The organism is Micromonospora jinlongensis (assembly GCF_013410645.1).
GTDB classification, from domain to species: Bacteria; Actinomycetota; Actinomycetes; order Mycobacteriales; family Micromonosporaceae; genus Micromonospora; species Micromonospora zamorensis.
This window is the reverse complement of sequence record NZ_JACCHK010000001.1, coordinates 3,004,318-3,028,796: the sequence shown is the minus strand read 5'-3', so window position 1 is coordinate 3,028,796 and position 24,479 is coordinate 3,004,318. Positions and strand designations below refer to the sequence as shown.

Sequence of the window (24,479 nt, the reverse complement as noted above, 5' to 3'; positions counted from 1 at the left end):
GTGGATCAGACGGAGCGGCGGGCGCCGAACCGCCCCGCCCCGGTGCGACCGGTGACCCCGGCGCAGCGGGCCGCCCAGGCGGAGCGCACCGGTGGCGAGCCCACGCTGGAATTCGCCGACATGGTGCCGTACGACGCGTACGTGCAGGCCAGCGCCCTGCACCGGATGCAGCACCCACTCAGCAGTGACCCGGGCGAGATGTCCTTCCTGATGGTCAGCCAGATCATGGAGCTGTACTTCGGGCTGACCTGCCACGAGTTGCGGGAGACCCAGCGGCTGCTCCGCGCCGACCAGATCTGGGACGCGTTGGCGCCGTTGCGTCGAGCCAAGCTGCACCTGGAGGGCCTCAACGCCGCCTGGCAGGGGCTGCGCTGGATGAGCCCGGCCGACTTCAACCGGTTCCGCAACCTGCTCGGCGAGGCCTCCGGCTTCCAGTCGGCCATGTACCGGCAGTTGGAGTTCCTGCTCGGGCTGCGTGACCCGACGCTGATCCGCCCGTTCCGTCGACAGACCGACGTGTACGCCGCGCTGACCGCCGCGCTGGCCACGCCGAGCCTCTGGGACGATGTGCTCGCGCTGCTCGCCCGGCGTGGCGTCGACCTGCCCGCTGACCTGCTCGACCGGGACGTTGCCGTCGAACATGATCCGCACCCGTCGGTCGAGGCGGCCTGGGTACGGATCTACGACGACGGCGGCCCCGACAACCACCTGCGACTGCTCGGTGAGGCGCTGAGCTCGGTCGCGGAGGAGTTCGGCGACTGGCGGTGGAACCACGTCAAGGCGGTGCAGCGGACGATGGGCGCCAAGGTCGGCAGCGGAGGCTCCGCCGGCCTGGCGTGGCTGCAACGCAGCATGGCCCGGGTGGTCTTCCCGGAGCTGTGGTCGGCCCGCACCGCGATGTGACCGGAGAGCGAGACACCCCTGTGCACACCCCAGAACGAGAGGCGCACCGCCTCGACGAAGCCGACCCGGGTCACCGGCACCTGTTCCACGTGCCCCCGGCCGACGGCGGCGACCACCCCGAGTCGGCGTACCTCGCCGGCAACTCGCTGGGCCTGCAACCCCGGGCTACCCGCGACGAACTCCTCGCCGACCTGGACGCCTGGGCGCGGCTCGGCGTCGAGGGGCACGTCGAGGCGGCGCGCGCGTGGCTGCCGTACCACGAGTTGTTGACCGCGCCGGCCGCGCGACTGGTCGGCGCCCGCCCGGCAGAGACCGTGGTGATGAACTCGCTCACTGTCAACCTGCACCTGCTGATGGTGAGCTTCTACCGCCCGGCCGGCGCGCGCACCCGCATCGTCATCGAGGACGCCGCGTTCCCGTCGGACAGCTACGCGGTGCGCAGCCAGGCCCGGTTCCACGGCCTGGACCCGGACGACACAGTGGTCCGGTTGCGCCCGCGCTACGGTGAGGACGCCCTGCGCACCGAGGACGTGACCGCCTACCTGGCCGCCGAGGGCGACCGGGTGGCGCTGGTGCTGCTCGGCGGGGTCAACTACCTCACCGGTGAGCTGCTGGACATCCCGGCGATCACGGCCGCCGGCCGGGCGGCCGGCGCGGTGGTCGGTTGGGACCTGGCCCACGCGGTCGGCAACGTGCCACTTGCCCTGCACGACTGGGATGTCGACTTCGCCGCGTGGTGCTCCTACAAGTACCTGAACGCAGGTCCGGGTGCCCTGGCCGGCGTCTTCGTGCACGAGCGGCACCTCGGCGACGAGACCCTGCCCCGCTTCGAGGGCTGGTGGAGCACCGCGGCGGCCACCCGCTTCGAGATGACCCCGGTGTCGCGGCCACCCGCAACCGTGGAGGCCTGGCAGATCTCCAACCCGCCGATCTTCGCGATGGGCCCGGTGCGCACCTCGCTGGAGGTGTTCGACGCGGTCGGCATGCCGGCGTTGCGCGCCCGCAGCCAGCGACTCACCGGCTGGTTGGAGTCGCTGCTCGACGAGGTCGTCGTCGACCGGCCGTTGCGGGTGGTCACCCCGCGCGACCCGGCCCGGCGGGGCTGCCAGCTCTCGGTGCGCATCGGCCACGGCAGCGCGGCGGAGCTGACCAAACGCCTGCGACACGAGCACGGCGTCATCGCCGACGCCCGCGAACCGGACGTCATCCGGTTCGCCCCGGTGCCGCTCTACTCCACGTACCTCGACTGTTGGCGGGCCGCGGCGGCGCTCGCGGCGACGGTGGGGCAGGCGAACTCGTGACCGCGCGGCGCGACGAGGTCGCGATCATCGGTGCCGGCCTGGCCGGTTGTCTGGCCGCCTGCTTCCTGGCCCGGCGCGGCTACCCGGTGGCCCTCTACGAGCGCCGCTCCGACCCGCGGGCCGGCACGGCCGAGCGGGGCCGGTCGATCAACCTGGCGCTCTCCGAGCGCGGCCTGGACGCGTTGCGCCGGATCGGGCTCGCCGAGCAGGTGATGACCGACGCGCTGCCGATGCGGGGCCGGATGATCCACCCGGTCGAGGGGGAGCAGCAGTTCCAGTCGTACAGCGCGGCCGGCGACCGGGCGATCAACTCGATCAGTCGGGGCGCGCTGAACAACGCCCTGCTGGACGAGGCCACCGCGCTGCCCGGTGTGCGGGTCGTCTTCGACCACCGGTTGGTCGGGCTCGACCCGACCGACGGCTCGCTGAGCTTCGAGACACCGCAGGGCACGGTCGCCGCCAAGGCGTCGGTCGTGCTGGGTGCCGACGGCGCCGGCTCCGCGGTGCGGGGGCAGTTGCTCGCGTACGGGCTGCTGAACGAGAGCGTGGACTTCCTCGACTACGGCTACAAGGAGTTGACGATCCCGCCGCTGGGCGGGGACTTCGCCCTGGACCCGGATGCTCTGCACATCTGGCCGCGTGGCACCTCGATGATGATCGCGCTGCCGAACCCGGACCGCTCCTTCACCTGCACGTTGTTCTGGCCCAACGACGGGGCCGGCAGCTTCGCCTCGTTGACCAGCCCGGCCCAGATCGAGCGGCACTTCGCCGAGCACTACCCGGACGTCATCCCGTTGGCCCCGAACCTCGTCGACGACTACCGGCACAACCCGGTGGGCGTGCTCGGCACTGTTCGCTGCACGCCCTGGCAGGTCAACGGGAGCGTCGGCCTGCTCGGTGACGCGGCGCACGCGATCGTGCCCTTCTACGGGCAGGGCGCGAACTGCGCCTTCGAGGACGTGGTCGAGTTGGACCGCTGCCTGGACGAGTGCGCCGACGACTGGCTGGCGGCGCTGCCCCTCTTCCAGCGACGCCGGCAGGAGAACGCCGAGGCCATCGCCACGATGGCGCTGACCAACTTCGTGGAGATGCGGGACAAGGTCGCCTCCCCGGTCTTCCAGACGCGGCGGCGGGTGGAGCACGCCCTGGAGCGGGCCCTCCCCGGCCGGTACGTTTCGCAGTACGAGCTGGTGTCGTTCTCCACCACCCCGTACGCGGAGGTGCGCCGCCGGGTGCGCCGACAGCACCGGGTGCTGGGGACGGTCGTCGGCGGGGCCGCGTTGCTGCTGGTCGGCGCGATCGGCGCGGCACTGAGCCGAGGGAGGCAGGAATGACCGGCCTGTGGGACCCGCGACTGACGGCCGGCCACGCGCCAGGTGGCCCGCAGCGGTTGCGCAACTTCGTCGCCGGCGAGTTCGTCGACGGCGGGTCGACGTTCACCAAGGCCAGCCCGGTCACCGGGGACCAGGTCTTCGAGGTGGACGAGGCGTCAAAGTCTACTGTGGACGACGCGGTGGCCGCCGCCCGGGCGGCGCTGCGCGGGCCGTGGGGCCGGATGGGCGAACGGGAACGCGCCGAGGTGCTGCGCCGGGTCGCCGACGAGTTGGAGCGCCGCTTCGACGATCTGGTCACCGCCGAGGTCGCCGACACCGGCAAGTCCATCGCCCAGGCCCGCACGCTGGACATTCCTCGTGGCGCGGCGAACTTCCGGGCGTTCGCGGAGATCGTGGCGACCGCGCCCACCGAGTCGTTCACGACGGTCACCCCGACCGGTGGCCGGGCGCTCAACTACGCGCTGCGCAAACCGGTCGGCGTGGTCGCGGTCATCGTGCCGTGGAACCTGCCGCTGCTGCTGCTCACCTGGAAGGTCGCCCCGGCGCTGGCCTGCGGCAACGCCGTGGTGGTCAAGCCCAGCGAGGAGACACCCGCCTCGGCGACGGTGCTCGCCGAGGTGATGGCCGCCGCGGGCGTACCGGCCGGGGTGTTCAACCTGGTGCACGGGTTCGGACCGGACTCGGCGGGGGAGTTCCTCACCCGCCACCCCGGCGTGGACGCGATCACCTTCACCGGCGAGTCGGCCACCGGCGGCGCGATCATGCGAGCCGCCGCCGACGGCGTGAAGGCGGTCAGCTTCGAGCTGGGCGGCAAGAACGCCGGCCTGGTCTTCGCCGACGCCGACCTGGACGCCGCGGTGGCCGGCTCGGTGCGGTCCAGCTTCACCAACGGCGGGCAGGTGTGCCTCTGCACCGAACGCATCTATGTGCAGCGCCCGGTCTTCGAGGAGTTCACGGCCCGGCTGGCGAAGCGGGCCGGTGAGCTGGCGTACGGCTGGCCGACCGACGAGGCCACCGCCACCATGCCGCTGATCTCCCATCAGCACCGGTCGAAGGTGCTCGGCGCGTACGAGCTGGCCCGCGCCGAGGGCGCCGAGGTGCTCACCGGTGGCGGCACGCCCACCTTCGGTGACGCCCGCGACGGCGGGTCGTACGTGCAGCCGACAGTGCTCACCGGGCTCGGCCCGCAGGCGCGCACCAACCGCGAGGAGATCTTCGGGCCGGTGGTGCACGTCGCGCCGTTCGACACCGAGGACGAGGCGTACGCCCTCGCGAACGGCACCGAGTACGGCCTCGCGGCGACCGTCTGGACCCGGGACGTGGGCGTCGCGCACCGGGCCGGCGCTCGGTTGGACGCCGGCATCGTGTGGGTCAACACGTGGTTCCTGCGTGACCTGCGCACCCCGTTCGGCGGGGTGAAGGCGTCCGGCATCGGCCGGGAGGGCGGCGTGCACTCGCTGAACTTCTACTCCGAACTCACCAACGTCTGCGTGGACCTGTCGTGAGCCGTAGCGAGGGAGCGGGCATGGAAGCTGACATCGAGGCCGCCAACCGGGAGCTGGCCGACGCCCGCAGCACCGGTAAGCCCTGCCCACCGCTGCGCGGGCGGCTGCTGCCGGAGGGCGACGTCGAGTCCGCGTACCACGTGCAGCAGCTCCAGGCGCGGGCCTGGCAGGGCCGCGGCGAACGCCGGGTCGGCGCGAAGATCGGGCTGACCTCCCGGGCGGTGCAGGAGACCTTCGGGGTGTACCAACCGGACTTCGGCATGCTGACCGACGCCATGGCGGTCGGCGACGGGGTCGAGGTGCCCATCGACCGGCTGCTCCAGCCGCGGGTCGAGGCGGAGATCGCGTTCGTGCTCGACAAGGATCTCGCCGACCCGCAGATCACCACCGTCGACCTGATCCGCGCTGTGGATCACGTGCTGCCGGCGATCGAGATCGTCGACTCGCGGATCGCCGGCTGGGACATCTCCATCGTGGACACCGTCGCCGACAACGCCTCCAGCGGGCTCTTCGTGCTCGGCACCACGCCTCGCCGCCTCGCCGACGTCGACCTGCGGCTGTGCGGAATGGTGCTGGAACACGCCGGCGAGCCGGTCTCGGTCGGCGCCGGCGCGGCCTGCCTGGGCAACCCGCTGCACGCCCTGCACTGGTTGGCCAGCACGCTCGCTCGCGCCGGTGACCCGCTGCGCGCCGGCGACGTGGTGCTCTCCGGGGCGCTCGGCCCGATGGTCCCGGTCACCCCGGGGGCCGCGTACGAGGCACGGATCTCCGGGCTCGGCTCGGTGCGGACATCCTTCAGCGACAGGGGCGGCCAGTGACCACCAACGTGGCGGTGCTGGGATCGGGAAACATCGGCACCGATCTGATGATCAAAGTTCTCCGGCTGAGTGACAGCCTGAAGATGGTGGCGATGGCCGGCATCGACCCGGAGTCCGACGGGCTGGCCCGGGCCCGCCGGCTCGGCGTGGCCACCACCGCCCACGGCGTGGACGGGCTGGTCGCGATGCCCGAGTTCGCCGACGTCGAGCTGGTCTTCGACGCCACCTCGGCGGGAGCGCACCGACACCACGACGAGGTGCTGCGCGCGCACGGCCGCACGGTGGTCGACCTGACCCCGGCCGCGCTCGGCCCGTACGTGGTGCCGCCGGTCAACCTCGACGAGCACCTGCACGAGTCGAACGTCAACATGGTGACCTGCGGTGGGCAGGCGACAGTGCCGATCGTCGCCGCGGTGCGCCGGGTCACCCCCGTGGCGTACGGGGAGATCGTCGCCTCGATCGCCTCCCGGTCGGCCGGCCCGGGCACCCGGGCCAACATCGACGAGTTCACCGAGACCACCGCTCGGGCCATCGAGGTGGTCGGCGGGGCCGAGCGGGGCAAGGCGATCATCGTGCTGAACCCGGCGGACCCGCCACTGCTCATGCGGGACACCGTCTACTGCCTCTGCCCGGACGCCGACGTCGACACCCACGCCATCGCCGCCTCGGTGGCGGACATGGTGGCGGCGGTGCAGGAGTACGTCCCCGGCTACCGGCTCAAGCAGGACGTGCAGTTCGACCGGGTGCGGGCGTACGCGCCGACGCTCGGGCGGCAGCTCACCGCGTTGCAGGTGTCGGTCTTCCTGGAGGTCTCCGGTGCCGGGCACTACCTGCCGGCGTACGCCGGGAACCTGGACATCATGACCTCCGCCGCGCTGCGTACCGCGGAGCGGCTGGTCGCCCTGCGTTCCTCGGAGGTGGCCGCGCCATGACGGACCTGTACATCCAGGACGTGACGCTGCGCGACGGCATGCACGCCATCGCCCACCAGTACAGCGTCGAGCAGGTCCGCACCATCGCCGCCGCGCTGGACGCCGCCGGGGTGGCCGCGATCGAGGTGGCGCACGGGGACGGGCTCGCCGGTTCCAGCGTCAACTACGGCCACGGCGCGGCCAGCGACGCCGAGTGGATCTCCGCAGCCGCCGAGGTGCTCACCACGGCGAAGCTGACCACGCTGCTGCTGCCGGGCATCGGCACGATCGCCGACCTGAAGGCGGCGAAGGCGCTCGGGGTGACGAGCGTCCGGATCGCCACCCACTGCACCGAGGCGGACATCTCCGCCCAGCACATCTCCTGGGCCCGGGAGAACGGCATGGACGTGGCCGGGTTCCTGATGATGTCGCACATGAACGATCCGGCCGGGTTGGCCGGGCAGGCCAAGCTGATGGAGTCGTACGGCGCGCACTGCGTCTACGTCACCGACTCCGGCGGTCGGCTGCTGATGTCCGACGTGGCGCAGCGGGTCGACGCGTACCGGCAGGTCCTCGCCCCGGAGACGCAGATCGGCATCCACGCGCACCACAACCTGTCGCTCGGGGTCGCCAACAGCGTGCTCGCCGTCGAACACGGTCGGGTCACCGGGTCCGCGCCGGTCGGCCCGGACGCGCCCCACGGCCGGACCGTCCGCGTCGACGCCTCCCTCGCCGGCATGGGCGCGGGTGCCGGCAACGCACCGCTGGAGGTCTTCGTGGCGGTCGCCGAGCTGCACGGCTGGAAGCACGGCTGCGACGTGTTCGCGCTGATGGACGCGGCCGACGACATCGTCCGCCCGTTGCAGGACCGGCCGGTCCAGGTGGACCGGGAGACGCTCTCCCTGGGGTACGCGGGGGTCTACTCCAGCTTCCTGCGGCACGCCGAGCGGGCCTCCACCAAGTACGGCGTGGACGTCCGGTCGATCCTGGTCGAGCTGGGCCGGCGCCGGATGGTCGGCGGCCAGGAGGACATGATCGTGGACGTCGCACTCGACCTGGCCGGCAAGGAGCAGGCTGTGAGCGCGAGGAGTGAGCCGGGTTTGCGAGCCCCGCAGCCGCGAACGAAAGGTGGCGCAGCATGATCGGACCGGACATCGCCGGGATCGCCGAGAAGCTGGGCGTGGCAGCGGCCACGGCCACCGCGATCCCGCAGCTCGCCGCCGAGACCGGCCTCGACGTGGATGCCGCGTACGGCGTGCAGGCCGCACTGCTCCAACGCCGGGTGGATGCCGGTGAGCGCCTCGTCGGGTTGAAGATGGGGCTGACCAGCAGGGCGAAGATGGCCCAGGTCGGCGTGGACGAGGTGATCTGGGGGCGGCTCACCAACGCGATGCGGGTCCCCGACGGCGGTGTGGTGGACCGGGCCGCGTACATCCATCCCCGGGTCGAGCCGGAGGTGGCGTTCCTGCTGGACCGGCTGCCCGAGCCGGGTGAGCCGGTCGGCGACTTCGCCAGCGCCGTCCGCGCGGTCGCCCCGGCCATCGAGCTGATCGACTCCCGGTACGCGGACTTCCGCTTCTCGCTTCCGGACGTGATCGCCGACAACACCTCGGCCGCCGCGTTCGTGATCGGGCCGTGGTCGCCGGTGCCCACGGGTCTGGACAACCTGGGTGTGCTGCTGGAGGTCGACGGGCAGGTGGCGCAGGTCGGTTCGACGGCGGCGATCCTCGGCGATCCACGCCGGGCCCTCGACGAGGGCATCCGGCTGGCCGGCCGGCACGGTGTGCGGCTGGAGTCCGGGTGGGTCTTCCTGGCGGGCGCGGCCACCGCGGCTGTGCCGCTGCGTCCCGGCGCGCACGTCCGTGCGGTAGTGGAGAAGCTCGGCACGGCGTCGCTACGGGCCTCGTCGTGACCGCGCGGGTGGTGGCCGGCAAGGCTGTGCCTCGGGGGGCCTTTCCGCACGTCAAGGTGGCGGGTGGGTTCGTCTTCGTCTCGGGTACGTCGTCGCGGCGGCCGGACAACAGCTTCGCCGGTGTGTCGGTGGACGAACTCGGCACCACCAACCTCGACATCCGGGTGCAGACGCGAGCCGTGATCGAGAACATCGGCGATCTGCTGCGCTCGGTCGGCGCGGACCTCACCGACCTCGTCCAGGTCACGTCGTACCTGGTCAACATGAACGACTTCGGTGGTTACAACGAGGTGTGGGCGGAGTTCTTCGACGCGTCCGGGCCGACCCGCACCACGGTGGCCGTGCACCAGCTGCCGCACCCGCACCTGCTCATCGAGATTCAGGCCGTGGCCCTTCTTCCCTCGGGAGGTCAGTCGTGAGTGAGATCGCCGAACCGTTCAGCTTTCCCGGGTGGATCGCGGACAACCAGCACCTGTTGAAGCCGCCGGTGGGCAACAAGGAGATGTTCCCCGGCGGGGACGACTTCATCGTGATGGTGGTGGGCGGGCCCAACCAGCGCACCGACTTCCACGTGGACCCGTACGAGGAGTTCTTCTACCAGGTCAAGGGCAACATGCACATCAACCTGGTCACCTCCGAGGGGCCGCGTACGGTGCACGTGCGCGAGGGTCAGATGTGGATGCTGCCGCGTAACACCCCGCACTCGCCGCAGCGGCCGGAGGCCGGCTCGATCGGTGTGGTCGTCGAGCGGGTCCGTGAGGAGGGCACGCTGGAGACGTTCCAGTGGTACTGCCCGGAGTGCGGCAACAAGGTGCACGAGGTGGAGTTGCAGGTCCGCGACATCGCCGCCGACCTGCCGCCGGTGTTCCAGGCGTTCTACGCCGACGAGCAGGCACGCACCTGCGCCAACTGCGGCACCCTGCACCCGGGCAAGGGCTGATGCCCGCAGGCGTGGTCGACGTGCACACGCACGTCGTACCGAAGGGGTGGCCGGACCTCGGCGCGGCGTGCGGTGGGTCCGGCTGGCCGTGGCTGCGGGTCGACTCCGAGCGGGCCGCCATGATCATGGTGGGGGAGACGGAGTTCCGCCCGGTCGGCGCCGAGTGCTGGGACGCGTCGCGCCGGCTGGCCGACATGGACGCCGACGGCGTGGACGTGCAGGTGGTCTCGCCCACGCCGGTCTTCTTCAGCTACGACCGTCCGGCCGACCAGGCGGTGAAGGTCGCCCGGATCTTCAACGACCTGACCCTGGAGGTCACCGCCGCCGGTGGTGACCGGCTGGTGCCGTTCTGTCAGGTGCCCCTCCAGGACCCGGACGCCGCCTGTGCGGAGCTGGACCGCAGCCTGGCCGCCGGGCACGTGGGCGTGGAGATCGGCAACCACGTCGGCGACCGGGACCTGGACGACGCCGGGGTGGTCACCTTCCTCCAGCACTGTGCCGAGGTGGGCGCACCCGTCTTCGTCCACCCGTGGGACATGCCGGACGGTCCACGGCTGAACCGGTGGATGGCCCGGTGGCTCGCCGGGATGCCCGCCGAGACGCACCTGTCGGTGCTGGCGATGATCCTGGGTGGCGTCTTCGACCGGGTGCCCGAGTCGCTGCGGATCTGCTTCGCGCACGGCGGCGGGAGCTTCCCGTTCTGGCTGGGCAGGGCCGACAACGCCTGGCAGCGCCGGGGCGACCTGGTCCGGGGCGCGTCCGTCGCCCCGCCCAGCAGCTACGTCCACCGGTTCAGCGTCGACTCGGTGGTCTTCGCGGCGCCCGCGCTGCGGCTGCTGGTCGACACCATGGGGGAGGACCGGGTGCTGGTCGGCAGCGACTACCCGTACCCGCTGGGGGAACGGCCGGCTGGCGCGGTGGTCCGCGACGCCGACTTCCTCACCGACGCCCAGCGCGACAAGCTGCTGTCCACGAACGCCCAGCGCTTCCTGCACGGCTGAGCGCCTCGGCGGGTCGGCCGGCCGAGTGGTGGGTGAGTCCGGCGTGTGTCGGACGCTTGGGGCCCGTCCCAGCGGGCAGGATGAGGGAATGGCCGAGCCGCACGACCTGACCGCGTTGGAGCAGGCCGCCGCGATCGCCCGCGGCGAGCTGACCAGCGTCGACCTGGTCGAGCACTGCCTGGGCCGGGTGGCCGCGCTCGGCGACACCGTGGGCGCGTTCGTCACCGTCACCGAGGACCTCGCCCGGCAGGCCGCACGCGCCGCCGACGCCGTGCCGGTCGATGAGCGCGGCCCGTTGCACGGTGTGCCGACCGCGATCAAGGACCTGACCCTCACCGCCGGCGTGCGCACCACCTTCGGTTCGGCCGCCTTCGTCGACTTCGTCCCGCCGGTCGACGCCGACGTGGTCCGGTTCATCAAGGCCGCCGGCCTGGTCAGCCTCGGTAAGACGACCACCTCCGAGTTGGGCTGCTCGCTCTACTCGGAGGGCCGGGTCGCGCCGCCGGCCCGCAATCCGTGGCAGTTGGCGTACACCGCTGGTGGGTCCAGCGGCGGCGCGGCGGCGGCGGTGGCTGCCGGGCTCGTCCCGGTCGCCCAGGGGTCCGATGGCGGTGGCTCGCTGCGCATCCCGGCGTCGCTCTGCGGCCTGGTCGGCTACAAGCCCAGCCGTGGCGTGGTCTCCGGCGGGCCGCTCGGCTCCGGTGCGTTCGGCCTGCCCACCAGCGGCCCGCTCGGGCGGACCGTCGCCGACGTCGCCGCGCTGCTCGACGTGATGGCGGTGCCGGTCCCCGGCGAGCCCTACCTGTCGCCGCCCGCGCCGCCCGGCGGATATCTGGCCGTGGCCCGTCGGGCCGAGCCAGGCCCGCTGCGCATCGGCCGGTTCACCACGCCGATGCTCGCCGACGAGCCGGTGCACCCCGACTGCGTGGCCGCCGTGGACTCCGCCGCCGCGCTGCTCACCGCGGCCGGCCACGAGGTGGTCGAGGTGCCGCCGCCACTCACGCCGGCGGTGTGGCCGCTGTTCGAGATCCTCTGGTACGTGCTGGCGCTCGCCCCGGTGCCGCCGCAGCGGGAGGCGGAGCTGCTGCCCCTGACCCGGCTGATGCGCGCCCGGGGCGCGGAGATCTCCGCCGGCACGCTGGCCACCACCCTCGGTGAGTTGCAGGCGCAGGTCCGCCTCGGTGCCCGTCGCACCGCCGGTGTCGACCTGCTGCTCTGTCCCACCCTGGCCGCGCCGCAGGCGCCCGTCGGCTGGTTCACCGCCGATGGTGACCCGGCGGCCGACTTCGACCGGCAACGCCGCTTCTCGCCCTACTGCGCCATCTTCAACGTCACCGGCGATCCCTCCGTCTCCCTGCCGGTCGGCACCACCACCGACGGCCTGCCCGTCGGGGTGCTGCTCACGGGCCGGTACGGCGACGACGCGCGGCTGATCGCGACCGCTGCGCAACTGGAGAACTCCAGTGACGGATGGGATCGGCACCCCGCAATCTGGCGGGCCGTCGACTCCGCTAACGTGAATGGTGACGGCGTCGGGTGGCCAGCATCATGATCATCCATCCGACCCGCTTGTTCGAGGTCGTCCTTCTTCCGCCTGGGGGCGTTGGGATTGTCTGTTACCGAGACGTTGCTGGTCTTCGTCGGCATCCCGCTGGCCGCGGTGCTGGTCATCGCCGGCCTCACCTATGCCGGTAGCAGCGGTGGTGCCACCGGCGGTGGCCGTGGTGCCAAGCGCTACCGCCCGGGCCGGCCCTTCGACTTCACTCCGGTCTGGTTCCTGGGCCGCCCGGAGCAGCTGGCCGACTCGGCCGGCACCGCGCTGACGGCGGGGGCGCAGGCGCCCGCGCTGACCAGCCACAAGCTTGAGCAGGCCAGCGTCGAGGCGCCGGCCGGTGGAACCGGAGGCGCAAGTGACCGTTGGTGAGAAGCACGCCGGGTCGGAAAATCCGCCCGAGGTGCTGGACGGGCCCTTCTCGACCCGCCAGCTGCTGCGCATCGACGAGGCGTTGCGCCTTGCCGACCAGGGCACCGGCCTGGTCTTCTCGGTCTTCGTCGGTGGTCTCGACGAGCCCGTCCGGGAGCACGCCCAGCGGCTGCACCGCCAGCTCGCCGACCCGGACAAGTCGGTGCTGATCGCCGTGTCGCCCAACCAGCGTCAGCTGGAGATCGTCACCGGGCGGTACGCGCGCAAGCGCATCCCCGACACGTACGCCAAGCTGGCCGCGCTCTCGATGGCCGGCGCGTTCAGCGGCGGTGACCTGGCCGGTGGCATCATCAACGGGCTCGACCAGCTCGCCAGCCACGCCGGTAAGGGCTGACCCCACACATCCGACGAACCCCGGTCCGCAGTCGCGGGCCGGGGTTCGTCGTGTGTCGGCCCACCGTCAGCGTGGCCGCTCCGGGGCCGGACGGGCACAAAAGCGGCCCGGGGCCGGCGCGGGCTCACACCCACGCCGGCCCCGGGCCGGACAACCGCTGGTCAGGCGCTCTGCGCGTCCTTCGCGCGGGCCTTGAGCGCCCGCAGCACGCCGTCGCGGCCCTCGGCGACCAGCCGGCGCAGCGGGCCGGGGTGCCCGTCGCCGGCCAGCCACGCGTCGGTGGCCGCCACCGTGTCGTCCTCCACCAGGTAGGTCGGGTACGCCAACTGGGCGAACTCCTGCGCCGGCTCGCTGTCCCGGGTGGCCCACACCTGCGCCACCGTCGCGAAGTACCGCTCCCGGTACGGGGCGATCAGCTCCACCTGGGTCGGGTGCGCGAAGCCCTGCAACAGTGCCCGGTGCCGCCAGTTCGGCAGCGCGTCGGGGCCGGTCAGCAGCGCCCACAGGGCGGCCTTGTTCTCGGCCGTCGGCAACAACGCCTGGGCGTACGCGGCCTCCCGCTCACCGCTCGCGGTGCGGTCGCCGGCCAGCTCCGCCTCGATCTCGGCGGCACCGGCCGCGCCGTTGGCCACCAGCGCGGCGAGGACCGACCAGCGCAGCTCGGTGTCCACGGTCAGCCCGGCCGGAATGCCGGTGTCGTCCAGCCAACCGCGCAGGGTGGCCAGGTCCTCGTCGGAGCGTGCCGCCGAGGTGAACGCGCGGGCCCAGGCCAGCTGGAAACCGCTGCCGGGCTCGGCGCTGGCGAGCGCGTCCCGGGCGGTACGGGCCAGGTCGGCCCAACCGGTCGGCGCCCAGGCCGGGTCGGCGTACAGGGTGAGCGCGGTGGTCGCCTGCCGCAGAGTGGCGGTGACCAGGTTGATGTCGGTCTCGGCGGGCAACCCGCTCAGCGTGAGCGCCACGTAGTCACGGGCCGACAGCTCCGCGTCGCGGATCATGTCCCACGCGGCGGTCCAGCACAGCGCCCGGGCCAGCGACGACTCGAAGCCACCGATGTGCTGCACCACGTTGGCCATCGACCGGTCGTCGAGGCGCAGCTTGGTGTAGCTCAGGTCGTCGTCGTTGAGCAGCAGCACGTCGGCCGCCCGGACACCGCGCAGCTCGGCGAGGTCGGTCCGCTCGCCGGCCACGTCCACCTCGTAGCGCTCGCGACGGACCAGCCGCCCGTCGGTGAGGTCGTACAGGCCCACGCCGATGCGGTGCGTCCGCAGCGTCGGGTACGCGGTCGGCGCCTCCTGGAGGACCGCCACCTGCTCGTAGGTGCCGTCCGCGCCGATGGTCACCTCCGGGCGGAGCGTGTTGACCTGCGCGGTCTCCAGCCACTGCGCCGCGAACTTGCGCAGCTCCCGACCGGAGGCCGCCTCCAGCTCGGTGAGCAGGTCGTCGAAGGTGGCGTTGCCCCAGGCGTGCTTGCCGAAGTAGGCCCGCAGCCCGGCGACGAACGGCTCCTCACCCACGTACGCGACGAGCTGCTTGAGCACGCTCGCGCCCTTGGCGTAGGTGATGCCGTCGAAGTTGACCTCGACGGCCTCCATGTCCGGCATCTCGGTGTAGACCGGGTGCGTGGAGGAGAGCTGGTCCTGCCGGTAGCCCCAGTTCTTGCGGATGGACAGGAACGTCGTCCACGCCTCGGTGAACCGGGTGGCGTTGGTGTTGCACCAGTGGCTGGCCCACTCGGCGAACGACTCGTTGAGCCACAGGTCGTTCCACCAGCGCATGGTGACCAGGTCGCCGAACCACATGTGGGCCAGCTCGTGCAGGATCGTGTTGGCCCGCTGCTCGTACTCGAAGTCGGTGACCTGCGAGCGGAACAGGTAGTGCGACTCGGCGTGCGTGACGCAGCCGAAGTTCTCCATCGCGCCGGCGTTGAAGTCGGGCACCCAGAGCTGGTCGTACTTCGGCAGCGGGTAGCGCACGCCGAACTTCTCGTGGAAGAAGTCGAAGCCCTGCTTGGTGATCAGGAACAGGTCGTCGGCGTCCAGGTAGCGCGCCATCGACGCGCGGCAGAACACCCCCAGGTCGATGCCGTCGTGGCTGTCCCGCACCTCGTGGTACGGGCCGGCGCACATCGCGGTGATGTAGGTGCTCATCCGGGGCGACACGGTGAAGTGCAGGGTCTTGAGCCCCTCACCCGCCGGCTCCTCGCGCTGCACCGGCATGTTGGACACGGCCCGCCAGTGCGCCGGCACGGTGGCGTGCCAGGTGTAGACGCTCTTCAGGTCGGGCTGGTCGAAGCAGGCGAACACCCGCTGCGCGTCGGCCGTCTCGAACTGGCTGTAGAGGTACGTCTCGCCGTCCACCGGGTCGACAGTGCGGTGCAGACCCTGGCCGCTGTTGGAGTAACCGAAGTCGGCGTCGACGACCAGGGTGTTGTCGCTGTCCAACGAGGACAGCACCAGGCCCTTCTCGGCCGACCAGTCGGAGAGGTCGACGGGGGAGCCGTTCAGCGTCGCGGAACGCACCGACTCGGCGGCCAGCTCGATGAACGTGCTCGCACCCGGCTCCGAGCAGCGGAAACGCACCTCGGTCGTGGACCGGAACGTGCGGCCGTCCGCCGCCAGCACGGCGGTGGACAGGTCCAGACTGATGTCGTACCCCGTCACATTGAGCAGGCGGGCCCGCTCGGTCGCCTCGACCTGCGTCAGGTTGCGCACTCCCGGCACTGTTCGTCTCCATCCCAACATCTCGCCGTACGCCCGGCGGCGCCCGTCTGCCAACCGCTCGTGGCGGCCGGCCCGAACCGAGTCTTCCATGTACGAGCAGCCCGCGGTGGCCGAGGTCACGCTCTCATTCGGGTGCCGCTCGATGGGCTGCGGGGTGAAGATTCCCCTGAGACGCCGGACTGCCGGCGCCCCCGTCGCGAAGGGACCTCACCGTGACCGATCGTGTCACCGCCGACATGTGGTTCGATCCGGCCTGCCCGTGGGCGTGGATCACGTCCCGCTGGCTGCTTGAGGTCGAGCAGGTCCGTGACGTGGACATTCGTTTCCACGTGATGAGCCTCGCCGTGCTCAACGATGGCCGGGACGAGCTGCCCGAGGAGTACAAGGAGTTCCTGAAGACCGCCTGGGGCCCGGTGCGGGTCTGCATCGCCGCCGAGCAGCGGTACGGCACCGACGCCCTGCGCCCCCTCTACACCGCGCTCGGCACCCGGATCCACCTCGGCAAGGAGGAGCGGGGTCACGAGCTGTACGTCGCCGCGCTGACCGACGCCGGTCTGGACCCGGCGCTGGCCGCGGCCGCCGACAGCACCGACTACGACGAGGCGCTGCGGGCCAGCCACGAGGCCGGGATGCGCCCGGTCGGGCAGGACGTCGGCACGCCGGTCGTCCACGCGCCCGGTCCGGACGGCACGCCGGTCGCGTTCTTCGGCCCGGTGATCACCCCGGCTCCGAAGGGGGAGGCCGCGGGCCGGCTCTGGGACGGCGTCCTGCTGGTCGCCGGCACGCCGGGCTTCTACGAGCTCAAGCGCACCCGGGAGCAGGGCCCGATCTTCGACTGAGGTGTGCGTAGGGCCCCCGGTCGACGCCCGGCGTCGGCCGGGGGCCCTTCCATCGCCGAGCACCTCCGCAGCGCGCCCCGCTCGGCGTGTCGCGTCGTGGCGATGCCCGCCCCGTCACCGGGAGACCGCCGCGCTCGTTGGCCTGCATGTCCGCCGCAGCGACCCGCAGGGCCGCACCCCGCAGTTCGTGGAGGCAATCCCGATGGCCAAGCACCGTGCGTCCGGTGACGATCAGCTGACCCGGCAGGGGGTGATCGACACTCCCGGCGCGGCCTACTGGTCCGTTGACGACTCCCGCTGGCCGGCGGTCCGCCCGGACCTACCCGCCCACCTGGTCGACCTGCTCGCGCCGCCCATCGTGGTGGGCGTGGCCCGGGTTCCGGTGACCTCCCGGCTCACGCCGCCCGCGTCGGCCGACCCTCTGACGTCGGCCGTCGACTCCGGGCCGACCGACCTCGTGCCGTCCACCGCCGCGTCGCCAGTGCCGGCGCTGCCGGTCCCGGCGCTGCCCGTGTCGGCGACGCCCGTCCCGTCGGCGGCGGCACCGGCCCAACCCGCGCCGCCTCCGCCGGCGCCCGCCCCCTCGCGTCCGGTGCCGACGCCGCCGCTGAGCCCGCGACCCGTCCCGTCGCCGCCGCCCGAGCGGCCCGTGCCGGGGCCGCCCGCGTCACCCCGCCGTGCCGTGAACACCGGGCCGGTCGGCACCGCCCGGCGGGGCAACGGCGGGCCGGCAACCGCAGGCAGGCACCGTCGGGGCGCGTCCGACCGCACCGGCTGACCCCTCCGCCCGGCCTGGCGCTTTCATCTGGTGGACCCCCGCGGGTCCCCCTCCGACGGCGACACCGTCGCCGGTAGCGTCAGCGGGTATGACGGTCGTGCATCCGATCCCCCGAGCGTGGGTCACCACTGGTGGCACCGGCGCGCAGAACTACGACGAGTTCGCCGACGACGCGGAAATCACCGCGATCATCGAGGCGAACCCGCACAGTGCCCTCGGCATCGAGATGCCACACCGCGCCCCGCAGAGCCTGGGCAAGTCGTTCCTGGACGCCTTGCCGGACGCGGTCGCCCGCCTCGCCGAGGCCAAGGCGGACGGCAGTTACACCCCCGCCGAGCAGGTGGTGGTGCTCTACCGGATCACCGCACCCGGCGAGGAGCCGGCGTACGGGCTGTTCGCGATGGTGGACACCGACCAGATCTCCACCCGGGCCGACGAGCCCGGTCTGGTCATCCGCAACGAGGACGTCTTCATCGCCAAGGTGCGCGAGCGGGTGGCACTGGCCGAGGCGCTCGGTCACCTGCTCTCACCCGTACTCCTGCTCCAGACCGGGCGCGGCGACGAACTGCACGCCGCGCTCGCGTCGGCGACCGAGATGTCCGGCGCGCCCGCCGCGACGGACACCGACCAGGCGGGGCGCACGCACGCCATCTGGCTGCTCGGCCCCGGGCCGGAGCAGGCCGCGTTGACCGCCCTCGCCGGCGGCGGGGAGCTGGTCGTCGCGGACGGCAACCACCGCAGCCTGGCTGCCCAGACCGGCGGGCTGTCGCGCTTCCTGGCCGTGGTGACCACCCCCGCGTCGGTGGCCATCCAGCCGTACAACCGACTGGTCAGCGAGCTGACCACCACACCGGCCGAGCTGCTCGACCGGCTGCGGGCCGCGGGCGCCGAGGTCGAGCCGATCGACGGCCCGGTCGAGGTCCCGCAGGGTGGCGGCACCGTGCACCTCCGCCTCGACGGCCAGGGGTACGCGGTACGCCTGCCGGCCACGGCCTCCGCCCGCCTGGAAAACCTGGACCACGCCCTGGTCGAGCGGCTGCTGCTGCGCGACGCGCTCGGTCTGGACCCGGGCGACAAGAGGATCACCTACGTCGGTGGTGACTACCCGGCGAGCTGGCTCACCGGTGAGGTCGACGCCGGGCGGGCCGAGCTGGCCATCCTCATCGCGCCGGTGACCGTGGCGGACTTCGTCGCGGTGAACCTGGCCCGGGAGAAGATGCCCCGCAAGAGCACCTGGTTCACCCCGAAGGCGCGTGGCGGTCTGGTCGTCGCCGAGCTGCCGCGCTGAGCGTTCCCCGGCACGACCGTGTGACGAACCCGGCTCTCCGACGCCGCCCCCGCGACGTCGGAGAGCGGGGCCTGACAGACTGCCCGGTATGCGCGTCTACCTGGGATCCGATCACGCCGGTTTCGAGTTGAAGGTGCACCTGGCCAACCACCTGGCCAAGCAGGGGTACGACGTCGTCGACGTCGGCCCGCACAGCTACGACCCGGACGACGACTACCCGACGTTCTGCCTGCACGCCGGCGACCAGGTGGTGGCCGATGAGACGGGCCTGGCAGTGGTGATCGGTGGGTCCGGCAACGGCGAGCAGATCGCCGCCAACAAGGTCGCCGGCGTCCGCGCCGCGCTGGCCTGGAGCGTCGAGACGGCTCAGCTGGCCCGCCAGCACAACGACGCGAACGTCGTCGCGATCGGTGCCCGGCAGCACACGTTGGACGAGGCCACCGGCATCGTCGAGGCGTTCCTGAACACGCCGTTCTCCGGCAACGAGCGGCATGCCCGCCGGATCAATCAGGTCGCCGAGTACGAGCGGACCCGGCAACTGCCCGTCCTGCCCTGAGGTCAGCGCGGCGAGCGGGGCAACTCCTCGCGGGGCACCCAGTTTCGGCGGACGACCACCACCCGGGCTTCCGCCTCGGCCAGATCGTCGTCGGTGGGCCGGGCCGCGTCCCGGGCCCGCAGCGCGGCGCTCAGGCCCACCTGGGACGAACCGGAGCCGACCAGCCCCCGCAGCCCCCGCTCGCCGTCGCGCTCGTCGCCACCCGGGCCCCGGCGGCGCGGTGGCGGGTCGTCACCGTCATGCACCCCGGAGGTGCTGACCGTCGGGCTGTCGGTGCTGCGCCCAGCCGGCTCCGAGTCGGGGTGGTGGCGTAGCCGTCGCCGTCGTCGGTCGGGGTCACCCATCAGCCGACCGTACCCTGCCGGGGGTGGGATTCGGCACTGTCGCGTCGGCCGGCGTCTCGGGCGGGGTCGGCGACCCATTTGCCGGCTGGCTACCCTCGGAATCAGGCGGTGTTGTTGCCGTCGGTCAGGGGGAGGACAAGATGGCAGACCAGACGCAGCCGTGGGCGGAGCGGACCGTGGAGGTGCCACCGCAGGCCGGCGTCGGGGTGCCGCCGCAGCGTGACGGGTTCCGCCGGGGAGTCGCTCCGGTGGGTGAGCCGCGCACCCCGCGGACGGAGCCGTTCCCGGTGGTCGAGCAGGAGCCGACCGGCACCGGCTGGCCCGGTGAACCGGTGCCCCGCCGCTCGCTCAGCTCGCGGATGGCACAGCTTCGGCGCGGCGGTGAATGGAGCGCGGCGGCTGGCCTTTTCGCGTTCGTGTGTTGGGGGATCTGGGCGCTGTCCGGCCAGGGTGACCTGAGCGGTCCGTTGCTCGTGCTGGTGCTCAGCCTGCTGGTGGCGGTCGGCCTGTTCGCCCTGTTCCGGTTGGTCGGCCGGGTGGTGCTGGAGCGGCAGCTCGGTCGGGTCCGGCGCGGCGCGCGCGGCGCCCACCTGGCGACGGCGGTGTTCCTCGTCGGCCTCGGTGTGGCCTGGCTCCAGCAGACCGAGTGGGTCGTCTCGGCCTGGAACTGGATCTCCTCGAACTGATCACGGGCGCGTACGGGCGGGTCGGCTCTGCGCCGCCCGCCCGTACGCCCGGTCGCGGCACGCCGCGACGCCGGTCGTCTCCCCACCAGGCAAGGCTGCTGCTTACCCGGCCGGCCACGGTTCATCCGTGGCCGGCCGGTTCGACTGGTATCCCGTTCGGGGCGGCTCGATCCGCTCACGTTGCGGTCAGTGGGTGCCGCCGTGCCCCTCGGCGTCGGCGCGGGGCGAGACGACCCGGGCGGCCGGGTCCTCGACGCCGGGCTCGCCGCCGTCGGGGGCCACCATCCCGTCGTAGTTGTAGAGCGGCTGGCCGTCGTCGTGCTGCTTGGTGGTCTTGATGTAGCGGTGCATCATGCCGTCGATCTCCAGCTCGACGAGGGCTTCGCCGCCGGTGTCGTGGGTGCTGCCGTCGCGGGGGCCGCCGATCAGGTGGGCCGTGGTGTTCGTGTCCATGGACAATGCCCTACCCGCGAGCCGCCGGCCGGAAACGGGCGAAATGTCGGCGGGCGGTGCCGTGCCGGCGCGCGGACACGGCACCGCCCGGGAGATCAGGCGGCGGGCTGGGCCGCCGCGTAGTCGCGGGCCACCCGGACCATTTCCACCAGTCCGCCGGCGTACTCCTGGGATTCGCCGTGTGCCTCGTCGAACGGCGGCTGGAAGCCGACACCCTCCCACTGGTTGGTCGCCGGGTTCCACCGGTCGTTGCCGACCTCGAAGTCCCAGGCGAAGATGCCCAGCTCGTAGTAGAGCTGGTCCGCCGAGTTGCCGGCGGCGGAGTAGAGCACGTCGGCGACCGGCCCGGTCTGCGACGGCCAGGTGACGGTGCCGCGTTCCTGCGCGATGGCGCCGACGATCCGCCGGGCGCTGTTGAGGAACAGCGTCGACTCGTCGATCGACGGTCGCGGCAGGGTGACCCGGCCGTCGGCCCGGTACGCCCCCGGCGGCCACATGAAGTACCCGCCGTAGGAGTGCACGTTCATCGCGAACTTGATGTTCGAGTGGGCCTTGGCGAGCGCGATCACGTTGCTGCTCTCCGCCTCGGACAGCTCGGCGGTGCCCGCGTAGGTGCCGGAGAGGCAGTTGGCGCTGGCGCCCACGTAGCCGTCGAAGTACGACCCGACGGTGTAGTTGCGGTTGAGGTCGACGCCCCACGAGGTGCGGTACTTCGGGTCGCGGGCCGCCCCGGTGCAGTGGTTGACCAGGTTCTTGCGCTGCATGTTGAAGTCGTTGAACGAGTAGTTCGCGCCGTCGGGGTTGACCGTCGGGATGACGAAGATGTCGACCTGCTCCAGCAGCTCGCGGGTGGCCGGGTCGGTTCGGGCGTTGGCCAGCATCCGCTCGGCGAACTCCAGCGTGACCAGCGGCGTGGCCCACTCCCGGGCGTGCTCCTGGGAGTAGGCGAGCACGCCGACCCGGGAGCCGTCGCGGTGTACGCCGAGGCGCAGCGCCTGCACCGTCCACGGCCGTGCCGGCACCTCGGTGCCCTGTAACCCGTCGTCGAGCCGGGCCGGACCGGCGACCGGCATGGGCAGCCCGGTCGAGCCGTCCTCGACGGTGGCCCGGAAGCGGTTCGGCTGACGGGAGTTGATCGCCGCGGCGACCTCGTCGGTGGTGCTCACCGTCTTGCCGGCGGTGTCGGTGGCCAGCGACACGGTCAGCACGCGATCGCGGTAGCCGACGGTCAGCGGACGGTTGCGCCGGCCCGGGTCGACCGTCCGCACCTGCACGCCGTTCATGCCCTGGTCGCCGAAGCGGACCGACTCGACCACCACGGCCGCCACGGCCGGGTCACCCAGGTACGCGACGGCGTTGCGCCGGTATCCCTGGGTCTTGTTCGGCAGGTCGATCACGTCCACCAGATCCCGGTACTGGCGGGCCAGCCGCTTGATCCGCGCCTGGATGTCGGTCGGCGTCAGGTACGCGTCGATGAAGTCCTTCTGGTAACCGGCCGGCAGGGGCGGCGGGGTGGCGTTGGGCCAGAGCGTCGGCGTGACCACGCGGCTGGCCCCGCCGAGGCTGGAGGTGGCGGTCAACTGGACCGGCCGGTTCGGCACCGGCTGGGGAAGGTTGTAGTGGTACTGGTACTCGCCGGAGTCCTCGAACCGGTACAGCGGGAACGACCCGGTGGCGCCGTCCGCCGTCCGCCAACTGACGGTGATCTCCACGTCCGGGTCGTCGGTGGCGGTGGTGGCCACCTGGGCCTGGAGGAACGTCTGGCCGCTCGTGGTCCACCAGTACGCCTGCTGGACCTGGAGGGTGTCCACGGCTGCGGCGGCGGTGGTCCGCTGGCCGGCGGCCGGAGCGCGCAGCCCGGCGGCGGTGCGGGCCTGCGCCGCGCGAATGCTCTCGGCATGGTGCCGGCTGCCGTCCCCGGCGCGCTGCACGACCTGTACGGCCTTCGCGCCCTGGGCGGTCAGCTCGGCGAGCTGCGTGCCGCTGAGCACGAGGTCGGCGAGGATCCGCCCGTCGCGCGCCCGGGGCCGGTTGGCCAGGTCCGCGCCGGTGGCGACGAGCCGGTCGAGTTGTGCCTGGTCACGTAGCTGCACCCGGACCAGGGCGGTCTCGGTGGCGCTCAGGGTGATCGGTGGTGCGGGATCGGCGGGTGCCGCGGTTCCCGCAGCGGGGTGGGACAGCACTGCGCTGAACAGGATCGCTGTGGTGGCGGCAGCTGTCCACCGTCGTCGGACGATCATGTGCCCTCCTGACGGACATCGATGTACCTGCTCCTTACACCAGTGCACAGATCGACACCTGTCAAGGTGATGCCGCGTTGGTTGTAGCCTCCGGACGTCGTTCGGCGTTGATCCCGTGACATGTCCGCGAGTTCCGGAGCAACCCGGCGGGCCAGACCCCGCGTGACTACCTCGAAACGGGGATCGGAGGCCTGAATGAGCGATCGCGACAAGGCGTTCGCCGAGTACTTCGCGGCACGGTCCGGTGCCATGCGCGGCACCGCGTACCTGCTGTGCGGCGACTGGCACCGTGCCGAAGACCTGGTCCAGACCGCGTTCGTCAAGCTCTACCGGGTCTGGAACCGGATCTCCCGGCACGAGGTGCTCGACAGCTACGTGCGCCAGATCCTGATCCGGACATTCCTCGACGAGCGCCGCCGCGGTTGGTGGCGGCGTGAACGGGTGGGTGGCGAGGACGCCGACCAGGTGGCCCCGCCCGACTCGCCGGAGAGTCGACTGGTGCTGCTCCAGGCGCTGGCCCGTGTGGCACCGCGCCAGCGGGCCGTGCTGGTGCTGCGTTACTGGGAGGACCTGTCCGTCGAGGATGTCGCGGCGCTGCTGGAGTGTTCTCCAGGGACGGTGAAGAGCCAGGCGGCACGCGGGCTCGACACGTTGCGCGGCCTCCTGGCACCCACGTACAGCGGGATCGAGATGGGGGAGCGATGAACGAGGAAGAGTTGCGCGAGGGTCTGCGCAGCGAGATGGCGAGCATTACCCCGCCACCACCATTGAGTACGGGAGCAGCGCTCGGCGCGGCCCGGCGGACGCACTTCCGCCGCCGCGCGGTGTGGGCGTCTCTCGGATCGGCGGCTGTCGTGCTGGCGGTCACCGGCTTCGCGGCCGTCACCAATCCGGACGGCCACCTCTACCAGCCGGCGGGCAACGGGCCACTGGCCTCTCCGGACGCATCGGGGGACACCAAGCAGGCGTGGCCGACCGGGCCCGACGGTCGACCGCAGGAGGACCGGACCGCGCGGGCCGGGTCCAAGCACGACCAGGGAGTTCACCTGCTCAACGAGGCTGTCTCGGTCATACCCTCCGGCTACACCACGCCGGAGGACCCGCCGGGCCAGTCCGCCGAGGAGCGGACGCTGCGGACCCACCAGGCGCAGTTCGAGAACAAGGTGAACGGCGTCGACGTGTGGAGCTACTCGTCCTCCGTGGCGGTGGCCCAGGGCAAGGGCACCGGGCGCGTGATCGTCGAGGTGCACGACGCCGGCAACCCGCTGCCGACCGAGCCGTGCGCCCTGGCCCAGAACTTCTGGGGCATGCAGGGCGAGTGCCAGGTCGAGACGGTGGGAGCGGCGCAGGTCGGCGTGGTGGTCCGGCCGGGCAGCGACGAGCGGCTCGACCAGTGGTCGGCGTACCGGCACCCGGATGGTGTGGTGGTCTTCGTGGCGCAGGGTGTGACGCTCGACGAGAGTCGGCCGGCGTTGACGAAGCTGCCGTTCTCCGTGCCACAGCTGGCGGCCCTCGCCGTCGACGAACGGTTTCACCTGAAGTGACACGGCAACTCGGCTGAGCCGAGTGGGTCCAGGTGCCGCGACCGTGTGGTTCACCTGGGCCTTGCTGTGTGTCAAAGCCCGCCGCCGT

The 24,479-nt window shown here is 72.2% G+C and carries 25 protein-coding genes; 21 read left to right on the top strand and 4 right to left on the bottom strand.

Features of this window, described 5'->3' with window-relative positions; genetic code table 11:
- The 14 genes from HNR22_RS13120 to HNR22_RS13055 all read left to right on the top strand — a co-directional run bounded on the left by HNR22_RS13120 (position 1) and on the right by HNR22_RS13055 (position 12,943).
- Entirely contained in the window at positions 1 to 903 is a 903-nt protein-coding gene (locus tag HNR22_RS13120) for a tryptophan 2,3-dioxygenase family protein (protein WP_179783534.1), read from the top strand.
- On the top strand, positions 879 to 2,204 hold the full coding sequence (gene kynU / locus HNR22_RS13115; RefSeq protein ID WP_179783533.1) for a kynureninase: 1,326 nt from the start codon (positions 879 to 881) through the stop codon (positions 2,202 to 2,204). Before HNR22_RS13120 ends, kynU begins: the two co-directional genes overlap by 25 nt.
- Positions 2,201 to 3,538, top strand: coding sequence for an FAD-dependent oxidoreductase (locus HNR22_RS13110; RefSeq protein ID WP_179780609.1), 1,338 nt, complete (start codon positions 2,201 to 2,203; stop codon positions 3,536 to 3,538). Before kynU ends, HNR22_RS13110 begins: the two co-directional genes overlap by 4 nt.
- Positions 3,535 to 5,043, top strand: a complete 1,509-nt coding sequence (locus tag HNR22_RS13105) for a 2-hydroxymuconic semialdehyde dehydrogenase (RefSeq protein WP_179780608.1) — start codon at positions 3,535 to 3,537, stop codon at positions 5,041 to 5,043. Before HNR22_RS13110 ends, HNR22_RS13105 begins: the two co-directional genes overlap by 4 nt.
- A gap of 20 nt (positions 5,044 to 5,063) precedes the next feature.
- On the top strand, positions 5,064 to 5,861 hold the full coding sequence (locus HNR22_RS13100; RefSeq protein ID WP_179780607.1) for a 2-keto-4-pentenoate hydratase: 798 nt from the start codon (positions 5,064 to 5,066) through the stop codon (positions 5,859 to 5,861).
- Positions 5,858 to 6,793, top strand: a complete 936-nt coding sequence (locus HNR22_RS13095; RefSeq protein ID WP_179780606.1) for an acetaldehyde dehydrogenase (acetylating) — start codon at positions 5,858 to 5,860, stop codon at positions 6,791 to 6,793. The genes HNR22_RS13100 and HNR22_RS13095 overlap by 4 nt, the downstream gene beginning before the upstream one ends.
- Positions 6,790 to 7,914, top strand: coding sequence for a 4-hydroxy-2-oxovalerate aldolase (gene dmpG / locus HNR22_RS13090; RefSeq protein ID WP_246380818.1), 1,125 nt, complete (start codon positions 6,790 to 6,792; stop codon positions 7,912 to 7,914). Before HNR22_RS13095 ends, dmpG begins: the two co-directional genes overlap by 4 nt.
- Positions 7,911 to 8,684 carry a 2-keto-4-pentenoate hydratase gene (locus tag HNR22_RS13085; RefSeq protein ID WP_179780605.1) on the top strand — a complete coding sequence of 258 codons (774 nt, stop codon included), beginning with the start codon at positions 7,911 to 7,913 and terminating at the stop codon, positions 8,682 to 8,684. The genes dmpG and HNR22_RS13085 overlap by 4 nt, the downstream gene beginning before the upstream one ends.
- The gene (locus HNR22_RS13080) at positions 8,681 to 9,103 is read left to right on the top strand and encodes a Rid family hydrolase (protein WP_179780604.1); all 423 of its coding nucleotides are present in this window, start codon (positions 8,681 to 8,683) and stop codon (positions 9,101 to 9,103) included. Before HNR22_RS13085 ends, HNR22_RS13080 begins: the two co-directional genes overlap by 4 nt.
- On the top strand, positions 9,100 to 9,624 hold the full coding sequence (locus HNR22_RS13075; protein ID WP_179780603.1) for a 3-hydroxyanthranilate 3,4-dioxygenase: 525 nt from the start codon (positions 9,100 to 9,102) through the stop codon (positions 9,622 to 9,624). Before HNR22_RS13080 ends, HNR22_RS13075 begins: the two co-directional genes overlap by 4 nt.
- Positions 9,624 to 10,625 (top strand): amidohydrolase family protein, encoded by a 1,002-nt coding sequence (locus tag HNR22_RS13070; protein ID WP_179780602.1) that lies wholly within the window; start codon positions 9,624 to 9,626, stop codon positions 10,623 to 10,625. Before HNR22_RS13075 ends, HNR22_RS13070 begins: the two co-directional genes overlap by 1 nt.
- An 88-nt stretch (positions 10,626 to 10,713) precedes the next feature.
- Positions 10,714 to 12,177, top strand: coding sequence for an amidase (locus HNR22_RS13065; protein WP_179780601.1), 1,464 nt, complete (start codon positions 10,714 to 10,716; stop codon positions 12,175 to 12,177).
- A gap of 57 nt (positions 12,178 to 12,234) precedes the next feature.
- Entirely contained in the window at positions 12,235 to 12,549 is a 315-nt protein-coding gene (gene ctaJ, locus HNR22_RS13060) for an aa3-type cytochrome oxidase subunit CtaJ (protein WP_435794572.1), read from the top strand.
- Positions 12,536 to 12,943, top strand: coding sequence for a DUF5130 family protein (locus HNR22_RS13055; RefSeq protein WP_179780600.1), 408 nt, complete (start codon positions 12,536 to 12,538; stop codon positions 12,941 to 12,943). Before ctaJ ends, HNR22_RS13055 begins: the two co-directional genes overlap by 14 nt.
- A gap of 161 nt (positions 12,944 to 13,104) precedes the next feature.
- On the opposite strand, the gene pepN is transcribed toward HNR22_RS13055, so the two are convergent.
- Positions 13,105 to 15,654 carry an aminopeptidase N gene (pepN, locus tag HNR22_RS13050; protein ID WP_179780599.1) on the bottom strand — a complete coding sequence of 850 codons (2,550 nt, stop codon included), beginning with the start codon at positions 15,652 to 15,654 and terminating at the stop codon, positions 13,105 to 13,107.
- A gap of 221 nt (positions 15,655 to 15,875) precedes the next feature.
- On the opposite strand from pepN, the gene HNR22_RS13045 reads away from it, so the two are divergent.
- From HNR22_RS13045 to HNR22_RS13030, 4 genes are all read left to right on the top strand, one after another.
- Positions 15,876 to 16,502, top strand: coding sequence for a mycothiol-dependent nitroreductase Rv2466c family protein (locus HNR22_RS13045; protein ID WP_179780598.1), 627 nt, complete (start codon positions 15,876 to 15,878; stop codon positions 16,500 to 16,502).
- A 202-nt stretch (positions 16,503 to 16,704) separates the two neighbouring features.
- Positions 16,705 to 17,280 carry a hypothetical protein gene (locus HNR22_RS13040; RefSeq protein ID WP_179780597.1) on the top strand — a complete coding sequence of 192 codons (576 nt, stop codon included), beginning with the start codon at positions 16,705 to 16,707 and terminating at the stop codon, positions 17,278 to 17,280.
- Positions 17,281 to 17,368: 88 nt separating this feature from the next.
- The gene (locus tag HNR22_RS13035) at positions 17,369 to 18,568 is read left to right on the top strand and encodes a DUF1015 family protein (RefSeq protein WP_179780596.1); all 1,200 of its coding nucleotides are present in this window, start codon (positions 17,369 to 17,371) and stop codon (positions 18,566 to 18,568) included.
- 88 nt (positions 18,569 to 18,656) lie between these two features.
- The gene (locus tag HNR22_RS13030) at positions 18,657 to 19,124 is read left to right on the top strand and encodes a ribose-5-phosphate isomerase (protein ID WP_179780595.1); all 468 of its coding nucleotides are present in this window, start codon (positions 18,657 to 18,659) and stop codon (positions 19,122 to 19,124) included.
- Positions 19,125 to 19,126: 2 nt separating this feature from the next.
- On the opposite strand, the gene HNR22_RS13025 is transcribed toward HNR22_RS13030, so the two are convergent.
- On the bottom strand, positions 19,127 to 19,468 hold the full coding sequence (locus HNR22_RS13025; RefSeq protein ID WP_179780594.1) for a hypothetical protein: 342 nt from the start codon (positions 19,466 to 19,468) through the stop codon (positions 19,127 to 19,129).
- Between the two features lie 140 nt (positions 19,469 to 19,608).
- On the opposite strand from HNR22_RS13025, the gene HNR22_RS13020 reads away from it, so the two are divergent.
- Positions 19,609 to 20,154: a hypothetical protein gene (locus tag HNR22_RS13020; RefSeq protein ID WP_179780593.1), complete on the top strand. Its 546-nt coding sequence runs from the start codon at positions 19,609 to 19,611 to the stop codon at positions 20,152 to 20,154.
- A gap of 186 nt (positions 20,155 to 20,340) precedes the next feature.
- On the opposite strand, the gene HNR22_RS13015 is transcribed toward HNR22_RS13020, so the two are convergent.
- Complete coding sequence (locus tag HNR22_RS13015; protein WP_179780592.1) at positions 20,341 to 20,607, bottom strand: hypothetical protein; 267 nt, start codon at positions 20,605 to 20,607, stop codon at positions 20,341 to 20,343.
- Between the two features lie 95 nt (positions 20,608 to 20,702).
- Positions 20,703 to 22,847, bottom strand: a complete 2,145-nt coding sequence (locus tag HNR22_RS13010; RefSeq protein WP_179780591.1) for a M14 family zinc carboxypeptidase — start codon at positions 22,845 to 22,847, stop codon at positions 20,703 to 20,705.
- A gap of 195 nt (positions 22,848 to 23,042) precedes the next feature.
- Between HNR22_RS13010 and HNR22_RS13005 the strand changes: the two genes are divergently transcribed.
- Complete coding sequence (locus HNR22_RS13005; protein WP_179780590.1) at positions 23,043 to 23,552, top strand: SigE family RNA polymerase sigma factor; 510 nt, start codon at positions 23,043 to 23,045, stop codon at positions 23,550 to 23,552.
- A complete protein-coding gene (locus tag HNR22_RS13000; RefSeq protein ID WP_179780589.1) occupies positions 23,549 to 24,391 on the top strand; it encodes a hypothetical protein in 843 nt (280 codons plus the stop codon). The genes HNR22_RS13005 and HNR22_RS13000 overlap by 4 nt, the downstream gene beginning before the upstream one ends.
- The last annotated feature ends 88 nt before the right edge of the window (positions 24,392 to 24,479 follow it).